This is a genomic window from Acinetobacter sp. Ac_5812 (assembly GCF_013072695.1).
Taxonomy (GTDB): Bacteria; Pseudomonadota; Gammaproteobacteria; order Pseudomonadales; family Moraxellaceae; genus Acinetobacter.
In genome coordinates, this window is record NZ_LXUK01000012.1 from 414,890 (window position 1) to 428,350 (window position 13,461).

Consider the following 13,461-nt stretch of genomic DNA (forward strand, 5'->3'; position numbering starts at 1 on the left):
TAAGGGCAGTGGAATGTCATCAGGTGCAATTTATTTATGGGAACCTGAGATTTTTACAGCTCAGATTCCTTCGCTGAATGAATCTGAGCGCGTAGCGTATGAGTTATACCAACAGCATCGAGATACGCCTGCAGCGGGTAAAAAGCTGCAAGATTGGGCGGAATATATGGTTCAAAAAGTCACCAATTCTGACTACAGCGAATATTTTTCAAAGGAAGTTCAGCAGTGGTGCATTAATTTACAGCATGGTCTCACCGCTGAGCCATGTGCGATATTAGAATTAGAACATTTTGATATTGTTGCACAGGGCGATGCTTTGTACAGGGTATTTTATGAGGCTGTCCAGAATTCAGGGGTTGGTTTTTATGAACCACGCTTTTCAGTGTGGGGAGTCAGTCTTGTACAAGTCCCTGATCATGCAGTCACAGCTGTTTTAAGGTCTTTTCTAAAACCTCTGAGTGCTGAGCAGCAGTATTTTGAGCTAGACAAAATTGAAGCACCTCGCAATATAAAGAAAGCGGAAGAATTGTTTAAGTTATGGTGTTTACATCATCCTATTTTAAAAAATCTAGAGTTACATCGGTTTTATAGCAAATATGATTTTATTGAACCACGTTGGAATGAGCCTGATGCCGAAACTTCTATAAATAGTGGGATGCGATATTTTATATTTATTAATAAAAAACAAAATATTTTTTACCAATTAAAATTTTCTCTCAAGAGTTTAAGTAAATTTCCAAACATTGATTTGACTTTGGATCTTACAAATCATTTCTTAACAGAGGAAATGAAACATAAATTTGCGAAGAAACTTAAAATTAGAATAGATATACCAGATATTAGAAATAATAAAATAAAATCAGTTGGAACGAAATATCCATATGGATTAGACTTTGATTTTGTCCGTAGATGGGAAAATAGCTATGACATCAAAATATTTTTTCAGGAGTTTGATCGATTTATAAACTTTTTGCATCAGCATTTTGCAAATGGCAATTTAAGAAGTCTACAAACCTGGGCATATGGAGATGTTATTGATCATATTCTCGTGCAAATGCATTGGTCACAGGAGCTGATGATTATTGCACTTGGGTTAGATAAAGATTATCTCGAAAAACGCTATCAATATCATTGTGAAATTCTTCGTAATGAAAAAAAAGACTCTGAGCTTGATTATTTAAACAATAGTTATGCAGAATATAAAGTATTAATGATTCTTGTTGAAGAGGCGGGTACTGCATTACCTCCATATCAGAAAATAGTTGGTTAAAGTTTTTAGAAAAATAATCATTCTTGTGTAAGATGTATTTTTATAAATACATCTTACAACGAATCCCACTCGGGAATTTAACACTGCTACTTTTGATGGTTGCACCCGCACTAAATGTACCAGAGCTTGCATCAATGACCTGATCGACATGGTCAAGCTGAATGATTGCTACATATTTTTCAAATGGCGCTTCGGGAATCAATTTTAGCTTTTGCCCTTTTTTAACTGTATTAAAATACTTTAATGGAATAATTGCATTAATTTTAAATTGATCAGTTTGCGCAATTTTTAAAATTGGATTTTTCCCTTCAGTTGGATTTACCAGACTTCCAGCATAAATATATTGCTGTATCACGACGCCGTTAAAAGGACTATAAATGGTTCTACGATTTAAATCGGCCTGGCTTTGTTTGTATTCATATTCAGCCTGTTTAATATTTTCCTGTGCAGTCTGTAATTCTGAACGGGCTTGCTGTAGCTCACTATATGCATCGTCATAGGCTTGTTTTGAGACAAAATTTTCCGCCAGTAGTTGTTTCATACGATTTACTTTGCTTTCGGCATGTTCGATTTTAGAACGTGCCGTATTGGCTGAACCGCGTAATTGCGTTCGAAAATATGCAGTTTGCGTAGCAGATTTTTCTACACTTGATTCGATTTGTGCCAGAACTTGTCCTTTTTTAATTGGCGTACCGGCTTTAACCGGAATATTTTGCAAAATACCTGTAATCGGGCTGCGGATTTCAACAATTTGTGCAGGCTGTATCATACATGCAAAATTTAATGAATCTGCAAGCACTGAGGTAGAGCAGCTGAGGGTGGCGAAGAAAACAAGTGCGTATTTCATTTAATAAATTTTTCCAGCAAAGCCAATTTGAGAGTTTAACTTTTTATCTTGTTTAAACATTGAGATACGATTGCGATAAGCTCGTTTCTGACATTTCTTCTGCATATGTTTTACTGCAAGGCTTAAAAAATAGTGTCTAAGTAGATAAATGGGGATGAGATTGAGTAGATAGATCAACCCTTGGATATTTTGTTGCATGAGTTGATCTTCACCTGAAACATAGGCAACGCATGAGCCTTGATCTCCCTGACGTCCAGCTCGACCATAGAGTTGACGGTCAATACGAGCGGATTCATGAAATTCAGTTAAAATGACATGTAGACCACCAGCTTGTTTGGTTTCTGGGCGTAGCTTAATATCGGTACCACGCCCAGCCATGTTGGTCGCTACTGTAATTTTTCCGCTATGACCTGCTTCTGCAATGATGGCAGCTTCCTGTGCATCTTGGCGCGCATTTAACACAATATGCTCAATGTTGAGTTGCGTCAGGGCCTCGGAAATAGCTTCTGAGGCTTCGATACTACGTGTACCCACCAAAACAGAACGATTTGCATCTGCCATTGTTTTTGCATGCTGGGCAATAGCGATATATTTCTGTTGATTATTTTTAAAATAATGATGTTTAAATTGCTTACGCTTAGATGGAATATTTGGTGGGATTTGGCAAACTTTTAAGCGATAAATCATCCAGAGTTCTTTTGAAACTTCTAAACCAGTTCCTGTGAGCCCAGATAACAGTAAATATCGTCTAAAAAAACGCTGAAAGGTCATGCGCGCTAACGTATCTCGACCTTTAGTCAGTTCTACCTTTTCTTTTGCTTCAATCAGTTGGTGTAGACCTTGCTCCCAAGAACGATCAGCCATGATTCGTCCTGTGGATTCGTCTACAATCTGAATTTTATTGTCTTGAATAATGTAATGTTGGTCTTTATGGTAGAGGTGTAATGCCGTCAACGCTTGTTTAATCAGCAGCATTTTCCAAGCATGGTTATACCATATTGGGCGTACATTCTGAGGAAGTGGAATTTCTTTATTGACAGGGATTTTTTCAATATCAACATGATGCTCAGCTTCGAGTATTGAAAAATCAACGTCTGCAACAAGCTGCTGTGCTTGTTCAATTGCCCAGTGAATTATGGCTGCTTCAATAAGCCCTTCAGCTTCTTGAGAGATAACCATAGGGGTTTGAGCTTCATCAATAAATACGCTATCCGCTTCATCTACGATACAGAAGTGCAGTGCAGGAACAATCATCCCGTCGTCAGAAGTTTGTCCCGTTGCCAATGCACGTAAGTTTTCAATCTGGCGAGGTTGAGTACCTTTGCCTGAAATATGGTCTTTTAGATAATCAAATACAATTTCATTGGCACTCACATAGCAAATTTGCTTGTGATAATTTTCCTTTCTTTCTGGAATTTCCATTTCACCATAAATGGCAGCGCTACTCAGTTGAAAAAACTGAAATAAAGAACGTAATTCCTCTTCATCGCGTTGTGCTAAATATGCATTGGTCGTGAGGACATGAACAAAATTTCCTGTTGCCGCCATAATAGTTGCTGCCATACCAGCAACCAGCGTTTTACCTTCTCCAGTGGGCATTTCAGCAAGGCGGCCCGTTAGTAGAATATAGGCACCCATAAATTGAACAGGATGTGGGTAAATATTAAAAACACGGGAAATACCTTCTCCTACGCAAGCAAAAATTACAGCGATTGCGGTATCATGTGAGGGCCGTGTTGATAAGTCGTGAATGGCTTGTTGAAATTTTTGTATGAGCTGTTCTTGATCAAGCTGTTTTAATGCTTCTCGGTGCGGTGAAATTGCTTGAGCAAACTTTTGAATATGTGTTCTGGAAATTTTTTTTGCGGGAATCCAGCCTAAAAGGTTGGCAAAGAAAATTTCTAATTTATGCAATTCCTGATCTTTTTGTTCTACACGGGCAACGTTGGAGAGATGAAAAGGGCGCAATGAGAGGCTTTGAACCACCCGCAGATTAGACATAGAACTGCTCCAAAAATAATTGATGCAATTTTCTGATCCACTGCCATGCCAGTGGCGAATAACCTAAATCATAACGAACGTATGCGACATCCCCAAATACGGAAGAGTCCAAAGGTTGTGATAATTGAATATCGAGATCGAAATAGTTTTGTAAAGCTGTTGTGCCTTCCTGATCATTGGGGTCAACGGTGATGTTTCCTCCCGCCTGACTGCCTAATGCTGAGGAGAGAAGTTTCTTTTGTGTTTGTGGCGTACTTCGAATAATTTTGCCTGTATAAACCACATCAAAATGGTTTTTAAATCGGATTTCGATTCCTTTTAACCTTGTTTGAATCAAATCATAATCTTGTTGTAAAACGGCACTACGAACAATCTGGGCGGGTTGATTGATGACATAACCAATGATATCCCCGCGCTTGTAATATCTTTGATTGAGTTCAATGCTATCTTTAGCAAACCAGTGACCAGCAAGTGGACTATAGACTTGAAGTTGTTCAAATTTGGTCTGATATTGTTGGAGTTGCTGTACGGCACCTTGCTTTTGATACTCCAATTTACGTTGCTGTGATATATCATCAAGTGAAGCTTGTCTGAGTTTATAATCTAACTCTTCAACCTGTAGTTTTTGTAGTTCATATTTTTCGCTGAGTTCAGCATTAGAGAGTTGAAAAAGCATTTGGTTTTGCTGAATTTGATTGTTTTTTAAATTGATTGTTGCAATATGACCTGATTCATTGGCTCGAATGATTGACTCTTCAGGCATCCATACGATGGCCTGCTGAGTACTAAAATAAGGAAAGGGAAGAATAAAAAAAATCACGATAAGCGTGGCAAGAATTCCCCAGAAACGTCGGACAGCCTGATCACGATATTTTGACAATGTCGCTCCTTGATAGATATGTTTAATGCCCTTATAGAGAGGTAAAACAATGGTCATAAATCCAGAAATAAAAGCCAGAATGACACCAAAGAAAAAATATTTCTGAGCCACAAACCAAATTAAGCTCACCATGATGGTGATACGGTAGATTGGAGAGATAAAGCCATAACTAATCAACCAAAATTTTTCATTTTCAGCTGCATAGGGAGGCTGCGCTGTTTTAGCACCCAAAAGATAATGGTCAGATAAATAAACCCAATATTTTGTTGCTCGACCTGCTAAATTGGGAATTTCAAGTAAATCAGACAAAATATAATAACCGTCATAGCGCATCAGTGGATTACCATTGACCAATACGGTGGAAACAGTCGCGATAAAGATGACGTTATAGGCAAAAGCATGAATGAGTCCAGATTCGGTGGAAACCCACAGGTAAATGGCAATTGCACCCAATAATAATTCTGTCAATATGCCTGCAATAGATACCGCAATTCTTTGCCACTTGGAAATAAAGTGATAGGACGAAGTGGCATCAACATATGGAATGGGAATAAATAGAATGAACATCAAGCCCATTTCTCGAACATTGCCATTCCATGCTTTTATAGCTAAACCATGAGCAAATTCATGAATTAATTTAACAATTGGGTAGGTAAACCAAAGAATTAACAGGTTACTTGTCGATAGCACACGATCTGACAAATTATTGGTTAAGCTTTGCCAATGTTCGGCAAGCAATAATAAGGCAGGGCATACGATCATCAACCATATGAGTAAGCCCCAAATGCTAAAAACTGATTGAGCGACTTTCTGTAATTTGTTAAATAACTGATCAGGATAAACCAACGGTATTTTGAGGCTCATCGGATTTAAGAAGGATTGCTTTAATTTATTGAATTTATGCTTCTTAAACCGCTTAAACATTTCCTCTGCATCAAAAGATACTTCAGTTTGTAGCAGGTCGTTGTTATAGAGCTGAGTCAGAAGCTGGACTAATTCATTTTGGCTAATTGCTCGATATTGTTTATTTAAATTAATATTTTGTTGTTCGATATATTCTGCTGCTTTATCCCAAATTTGTTCTACATTGGATTGGCCGTCTAATAAGGTAATGACATACCATGTTTCAGGGTTAACTCGCACAAACCGCTGCGACATGGGTTCAAACAACAGAAACCACGCACGACCTCTTAGCGTGCGTGGTAGAACCTCAATATTCTGGCGTAATTGGGGTCTAAGATGCCGCACCAGATGCCAATGTTCAGAGAATAAGCTTTGCATCGCTTTACCAGTTCGCCCAGATTTTTAATTTCATCCAGTTGATGAAATCTCGTGACCAGCGAAGCAGTAGGTTGGTTTTACCAACCGTAATTTTTCCAACACCTTGCATACCTGGGGTCAGAGCAGGGGGAGAATCTAACCAAGCAGCCTCAACTTTAAAGCCATTCACATTACTTTGAACAGAAGCGACTGGTATAATACGGGTAATACGAATCGGGAAAGTTTGATCTGGCAAACCTGTCAGTTTTAAATTTCCCTTTTGCTCTTTTTCAATCAAATGAATGTCTTTATCTGCAACATGTAAGATCACTTTATAGGCATCTTGTGATGCAATCTGGAAGAGTTCTTTACCATCTTCAACAGGTGTTCCAATTTGTTGAATCCAGTCTCCATCAATGACTGTTCCTGTTATTGGGGCGGATACTCGCGTTTGGTTGATCTTTCTTTGTAGTGTTTGGATTTTAGTTTCTTGTTGCTTAATTTGATTGGCGGCTAAACCACTATCTGTTAAATTTTGATCTGCCATTGCGACACGAAATTGATGCTGTGCCTGATCAAGTAAGCTCTGTTGTTCAGCAAATTGAATTTTTAAATCAGTATTATCGAGTTGAATCAAGGCTTGATCTTTTTGGACTTTATCTCCAGGACGAACAAATACTTTTTGTATAAAGCCCTGTGTCGGTGCAGGAATAATCCAACGAGTTTTACCTTCTACATTTAGGTTGGCAGTGACGAGTTTGTCGACAGGAATTAAGGTGATACAGAGTAAAAATAAAATGAGAAGGCTAGTGAGAATTTTCCAAGTATAGTGGCCATCCGAACTGTATTTTTTGAATAAATTACGACTAGATTGAAGGCTATGCCCAATTAAACTCTGTTCTGATTGATACCAATGTTGAAGCATCGGCTGGATTAAATCACTGTTACTTTTTAAATAGATACCCAACTCCGCTTGAGTATTCTGATGTTCAAGTGCACGGTCTTTTGCCACAAGTATCGCTTGGATCTTTCCTTGGTTAAAAATGGGGTAACCAAACCAATTATGCTCATGTAATTCATGTTGTAAAAATAAGGTTTGCAGCGCAATTTCATTTAATTTTTGCATATCGGCAGCGCCTTTTTCTGTCCAAGACAGCTCAGACGAGACGACCCATTTGACTTTATGCGTACCTTCGACCATTAAATAATTTAATTGAATGTTCGTATGCTGGGGAAACCGATGCCGAATATAACTTGTTGTTTGATTAATCCATTCTTGTGCGGCAACCCGAAATTGATCTTGATTCACGACATGAGCAAAAATCTCAAGTAACTGTTCTGCTTGAAAAGCATGCTGTAGTTTTTGGCTTTGCTGTTCGTAGAATAACCAGCCCATACTGGTACGTATTAGTTCCAGTGTGACTTCATTGATAGGAGGGGCTATTGATAAGCCAATAATGGATGATGTATTGGAATATGTTAATAAATAGCCAATGATGTAAGTCGACTCATTTTTTTGAATAACAACAGGCTTTTCTGCTGTTAATTGTAGTTTGAGCGATGCCCATAACTCATGTAGCTTCTGATCCTGAAAAGCATGCGTACCTAGATCGATTAAATTTTCAAAGCATATATCTAATACATTGACGTTTAAGCGTTTTAAGTTAAGTATCCAAATTTGAATAGAATTAGGTAAGTTATTCATTTTATTATCGAGCATGGTTATAACTTAATTCTGTAGAGTGAGTTGCGGTGTAGAAAATTTGATCAAGATCAAAGATTTCTTGTTCGATTAATGTGCCTGTCGTTATTTTTAACTTGAGATAATTTTGCCATGCTTCATACCATGCAGATACGCGTTCTTGTCTTGCTTCAAAATATTTGGCTTGCGCTTCTAAAACCTCAGCATTAACACGCATTCCTACCTCATACGCCCTTTTGTTGGCTATCCATGCTTTTTGAGATGAAGATTCAGCATCTTGCATGCCTTTAGTTTTTGAAATAGCAGACAGGGCGCTGAAAAAGTTATCCAGCATTTGGGCTTTCTGCTTTTGAGTCGTTAACAATAACTCATTCTTATTTTTTTCTAATGTCGCTTTTTGCTCTTTAATTTTGAAATAGTTTTCGGAATTATACATCGGAATGTTTAATTCAAGACCATATAAATAATCCAAGCCATTCTGTTTGTTGGTAAATGCAGAGTCTTGCGAGTCAAAATTTCGACTCATTTTTGCGGAAAAATTAAGTACAGGATATTTTTCAGCTTTGGATTGTTTTATTTCATTTTGAGATACTTTTAAGTTTAGTTCAGAGATTCGAATTTGATGATTGTTTGTCAGTAGAAATTGGTTATATAAGGATTGATCCCCATAAGATAATGGTGGCAGTGTTTCAACGGGAATCTTATTTTTAGTAAAAGCAACGTCATTAGTACCTATAAATTCAGCCAGAATACTTAATTCCTTATAGATCTCAAAATTGATACTTTGCTCTTGACTTTGTAAGGTTGAAAACTTGGCTTCTGCTTCCTTTAGATCGGTAATGGACACCATACCTTGATTAAAGTTTGCAATTGCCATTTGCTTTTGTTCTAGAACTAAAACTTTTTGTTGCTGTATCAGTTCAAGTTTAGACTTTAGGCTGAGTATTTTAAAATACTGATCTACAATATTTTGCAGTAACTCGTCATAGCTCACTTGGAATTGTTCTAAAGAAATTTCTTCCCCAATTTTGGCTGTTGAAATCGTTTCATCTTGAATTTTATTGTAAACAGGAATTGAAAACTGTATTGCATAATTACGTACACGGTAATCTATTTCACTTTGCCCTGGGCGTTTATTTTGTCCCATTTTTTCTTGAGCGCTGAAATTAATCTTAGCCTCTTTACTTGCTCGCGCCTGATTTAATTTTTGCTTGGCTATTTCCTTTTGCGCTTCAGCAATAGGTAAATGAGGAGAATATAGTTTTGCTTTCTGGAAGAGTATAAATAAATTATCAGCACATGCTTGCTGTGTAAACAAGATTGTCGTCATTGCACAGAGGAGACTTTGTGAAAAAAAATGTCGGTTTTTATTCATGATGTAATGATTTGTATGTTTTTGTAATTTTTGCATAAAAACAAAGAATTGAATAGAGGGCTTTAAAAAGATTTACTAAATTTGTGATCATGGATGAATTTCTATGATGGTTTCTTATCTTTGAATTAATTTGATAATTTAACTATTATAATTGTTTGTATAATCTTAGATTCTTTTAAAAATTAAATAGTTGCAGTCAGATAGCCTATTAAGTAATTTATTTGGTGGGAGTTGTCATTATTTTTATCAATTAGGGGGGTAATATCAAATTTCTGCAAGGAGTTATTCAGTTGTATAACTATCAGGTGAATAAGCAGTATCAAAAACTTATTAGAATAGGACAACTAGTTGCCTTTCTTTAAAGATCTGATTGATTTTTAATCAAATATGATATTTTCAAAATATCCATCTAACCTATTTTTAGTAACTTAAGTTAATAGCTATACCAATAAGTTTTTAATTTTGTAGATCAATATAGGGTGGAAAAAATTATTCTAAGAATAAAATTTAAATAAAACATAGTGTTATTGTGCTGGTTAAGTTGATGCCATTTGTACTAAAATTCTTATTTTTAAAAGACTTTGTCACAGATGAAATGAATAACATGCTCAATACAGTGAAGTGTTTGGTTCGACCTGAAAAGGAACGTCAGTATTTACCTGTCAAGTGTAAGAAGTGGATACGGATGTTTGGTTAAGAATAGTTGTCAGTCGCAGTCCAGTTGGCTTGGGGCTATCTAAGTTGTGTAGTAAAAAAGTATTTTAGAAATGCAGGCACTGTTTATCTGATATTCTGATTCTGGAGCCCATTAGAATAATGATAACCTATGAAAATAATCCATGTAGTTAATTTAAGCCTGATTCTTTCCATGGGGTTGTTTGCGATGCAGACCAATGCCAGTCTGTCAGAGGTTATGCTTCGAGAAAAGGTTCAGCAAAAAGCTCAGCAAATGCAAAACAGAATGCAGAAAGTCAAAGAAACATTTAAGCAGGGGCTGGGGAACTGGAACGCCACCTTGACTGCTGAAGATATTCAATATGATAATGGACACCAACAGCTCAGCAAACTGAAGCAGAAGCAGGGCTGTGATGTATTTCAGACGACGATAAATGAACTGGATAGCATATTTTCGGACTTGAAACACTTTTATGTTCAGAATGGTATTCAGCGTGAGGGTTTGCCTGATAGGCAAGAAATCATCAAAGATTTTCTTCGGAAACTGAATGACCCTAATTCTGAATTGAGTAATTTAGAACTGAGATGCAGTTTTCAGTAGTAGGAAATATTTTACTAGAGAAGATTATATGCTTAGAACAGCATGAATCCTGAGAATAAAAGCAATCTCAAACCTACATTGTCTACTTGAATATGGATGTATACCGATCCAATATCGGGTGCTTTATGTATGAAGCCCTTTTTAATTCTTGAGGGGGATTCAATTTATTTCTTAAAAAAATTGCACTTCGAATATGGTTGTAGGTGGGTTGGGTCATTTAGGGATTAGGATAAGCCGAGTAAAAATTTACGCAAATTTTACGCGGCCATTTTTTTAAGTTTATTAAAATACACTTTGCAATCATTCTTATGGATAGGTTAATGGGTTTCTTTAATACATCTGATCAAGACAATCATGTTCATAACCTGCTTCTTAATAAAAAAGACATACTGATGGGGGATAGCTTAGATGTGCTGGTCGAAAAATATGTCGGTGCATCGAAAGAAATACAGCAGATTATTGTTCAGATTCTTAAAGAGAGAGGGTATTCTTCACGAGAAATAGAGCATATGCTTAAAGAAAATAAATGACCAAAGTCTTGCCCTATAACAGTTAAAGAAAGCTCATTATGCAAAATACTACAAAAAAAGCAGCATTGCCTGCCACGGCGTTGGCAGCGCTTGGGGTGGTCTTTGGAGATATCGGAACAAGTCCTCTATATGCGTTAAAAGAATCTTTCCATGCTGCTCATGGTTTGGGGATTCAACCTGAAAATGTATTAGGTATTTTGTCTATTATCTTCTGGTGCTTAATGCTGATCATCAGTATTAAATACATCGCAATTGTCATGCGTGCAGACAATAATGGTGAGGGTGGGATCATGGCTTTATTGGCCTTGAACCTGCGTAAAGCGAAATTATCAGAAACAAAAAAGATCTATCTGATTGCAATTGGTTTTATCGGGGCATCTTTGTTCTTTGGCGATGGGATTATCACCCCAGCCATATCCGTTCTTTCCGCAGTTGAAGGCTTATCCATTGCTACCAATGTACTTGATCCCTTCATTGTGCCAATTGCGATTGTGATTGTGACCACGCTGTTTTTGATGCAGAAACATGGCACAGCCTTTGTCGGTAAGTTTTTTGGACCAATCACCTTAGTCTGGTTTTTGTCACTTGGCATTTTAGGGATTGCTAGTGTGATACAGACACCAGTTGTACTAGGGATGGTGAGTCCACATTGGGCAATACAGTTTATCTTTACTCATCCGGTTCAGTCTTTCTTTATTATGGGGGCCGTGGTGTTAACGGTCACGGGTGGGGAAGCGCTGTATGCTGATATGGGGCACTTTGGGCCACGTCCAATTCGTTTTGGATGGTTCAGTGTCGTGTTACCTTGCTTGGTTTTAAACTATGCAGGCCAAGGTGCATTATTACTACGAAATCCAACAGCGATTGAAAACCCATTCTATTTATTGGTGCCAAGTTGGGCGTTATATCCGATGATTATCTTGGCGACTATGGCGGCAGTGATTGCTTCACAAGCGGTTATTTCTGGAGTGTTTTCCTTGGCACGCCAAGCAATTCAATTGGGTTATTTACCAAGATTAGGGATTAAACATACCTCTGATTCAGAAGAAGGGCAGATTTATGTGCCTTTTCTAAACTGGCTATTGCTGATTGCAATTTTGATTCTGATTTTAATCTTTCAGACCAGTTCAAACCTTGCCAGTGCTTATGGTCTAGCTGTCACATTAACCATGCTGTGCGATACGATTTTGGTTGCAGTCTTTATTTACTATGCTTGGAAATGGAGCTTACCGAAGGTATTTTTGCTCATTATCCCATTTTTCATACTCGAGTCAGTTTTGGTTGCGGCTGCATCATTAAAAATATTCTCAGGTGGTTGGGTGCCATTATTAATTGGTGCTGTAGCAATGATCATACTCATGACTTGGAAGCGAGGTCGAGAGCTCACATTTGCTAAGCTTGAACATGACACATTGTCACTCGACTTATTCATAAGAAGTATTGGCGATAATGTACATCGTGTGCCAGGTGATGCGGTATTCCTAACGGGTACGCCGAATGTGGTTCCACATGCCATGTTGCATAATATTAAGCACAATAAAGTGTTACATGAGCGGAATATTCTGGTGACTGTGGTGATTGAAGATGTCCCTTATGTCCCGCAAGAAGAACGCATTGATGTTGAAACCTTAGATAATCATTTCTATCGGATTAAAATTTTCTATGGATTTAAAGATGAGCCGAATGTTCCACGCGCATTGGCTCAAGCCTATGAGCAGCTAGAGTTTGAATACGATTTGATGCAGATTAGCTTCTTTATCTCACGTGAACGTATCATGCATAGTGTCGGGGATGGCATGGCGCCTTGGCGGGAGCATTTATTTATTTCAATGCAACGTAATACCAGCCCAGTCAGTGATTTTTATCAAATCCCGACCAATCGTGTAGTGGAACTGGGGAGTCAGATTGAAATTTAACAATGTGTTCTAAGCGTTTTTTAGCTGTAATTGTTTTAGCAAAATTCAGACAGCCTTTGTGAATACAAGGGCTTTTTCTTGCTTGAGCTCTCCAATTATTATGGGGTCCTACATGGCCCTGACTGAATAACATGATATTCAAGATCAAAATGTCCAAGCATGATGTCTTCATTTCAGCTTCATTTAAGCAAAACGTTCTACTCTAAAGCCATAGTAAAGCCGAACAAGCATCGCTACACTTTTTACCACATCCTCAGATGTGGTTTTTTTTTGCTGTTTTGACTTTGTTTATATAGCTCGGTGCACATTACATTATCATGCTTAAATTAATCGGTGTATAAATTTTTTATTCCTTCTTATATTTTATTTTATAGTTAATTTTTTAAATTATGACGTGTAAATTA

General features: G+C 37.4%; 10 protein-coding genes. 5 read left to right on the plus strand and 5 right to left on the minus strand.

Features of this window, described 5'->3' with window-relative positions; all coding sequences use genetic code 11:
* Positions 1-13 precede the first annotated feature (13 nt).
* Entirely contained in the window at positions 14-1,270 is a 1,257-nt protein-coding gene (locus tag A7P55_RS11040; protein WP_171552109.1) for a hypothetical protein, read from the plus strand.
* Between the two features lie 40 nt (positions 1,271-1,310).
* Here the strand turns inward: A7P55_RS11040 and A7P55_RS11045 are convergent, their stop codons facing one another.
* Genes A7P55_RS11045 through A7P55_RS11065 form a run of 5 tightly spaced genes read right to left on the minus strand, consistent with a single transcriptional unit; the run spans position 1,311 to position 9,278 of the window.
* Positions 1,311-2,117, minus strand: a complete 807-nt coding sequence (locus tag A7P55_RS11045) for an efflux RND transporter periplasmic adaptor subunit (protein WP_171552110.1) — start codon at positions 2,115-2,117, stop codon at positions 1,311-1,313.
* Positions 2,118-4,118: a DEAD/DEAH box helicase gene (locus tag A7P55_RS11050; protein ID WP_171552111.1), complete on the minus strand. Its 2,001-nt coding sequence runs from the start codon at positions 4,116-4,118 to the stop codon at positions 2,118-2,120.
* Positions 4,111-6,279 carry a site-2 protease family protein gene (locus A7P55_RS11055; protein ID WP_171552112.1) on the minus strand — a complete coding sequence of 723 codons (2,169 nt, stop codon included), beginning with the start codon at positions 6,277-6,279 and terminating at the stop codon, positions 4,111-4,113. The genes A7P55_RS11050 and A7P55_RS11055 overlap by 8 nt, the downstream gene beginning before the upstream one ends.
* Before the next feature lie 4 nt (positions 6,280-6,283).
* Complete coding sequence (locus tag A7P55_RS11060) at positions 6,284-7,963, minus strand: efflux RND transporter periplasmic adaptor subunit (protein WP_171552113.1); 1,680 nt, start codon at positions 7,961-7,963, stop codon at positions 6,284-6,286.
* A 4-nt stretch (positions 7,964-7,967) separates the two neighbouring features.
* A complete protein-coding gene (locus tag A7P55_RS11065) occupies positions 7,968-9,278 on the minus strand; it encodes a TolC family protein (RefSeq protein WP_171552114.1) in 1,311 nt (436 codons plus the stop codon).
* Between the two features lie 601 nt (positions 9,279-9,879).
* Here A7P55_RS11065 and A7P55_RS11070 point away from each other — a divergent pair.
* From A7P55_RS11070 to A7P55_RS11085, 4 genes are all read left to right on the plus strand, one after another.
* The gene (locus A7P55_RS11070) at positions 9,880-10,032 is read left to right on the plus strand and encodes a hypothetical protein (RefSeq protein WP_171552115.1); all 153 of its coding nucleotides are present in this window, start codon (positions 9,880-9,882) and stop codon (positions 10,030-10,032) included.
* Between the two features lie 129 nt (positions 10,033-10,161).
* Positions 10,162-10,611 (plus strand): hypothetical protein, encoded by a 450-nt coding sequence (locus A7P55_RS11075; RefSeq protein WP_171552116.1) that lies wholly within the window; start codon positions 10,162-10,164, stop codon positions 10,609-10,611.
* 320 nt (positions 10,612-10,931) lie between these two features.
* Positions 10,932-11,141, plus strand: a complete 210-nt coding sequence (locus A7P55_RS11080; protein ID WP_016541994.1) for a hypothetical protein — start codon at positions 10,932-10,934, stop codon at positions 11,139-11,141.
* Between the two features lie 38 nt (positions 11,142-11,179).
* Positions 11,180-13,057 (plus strand): potassium transporter Kup, encoded by a 1,878-nt coding sequence (locus A7P55_RS11085; protein ID WP_171552117.1) that lies wholly within the window; start codon positions 11,180-11,182, stop codon positions 13,055-13,057.
* Positions 13,058-13,461: the final 404 nt, after the last annotated feature.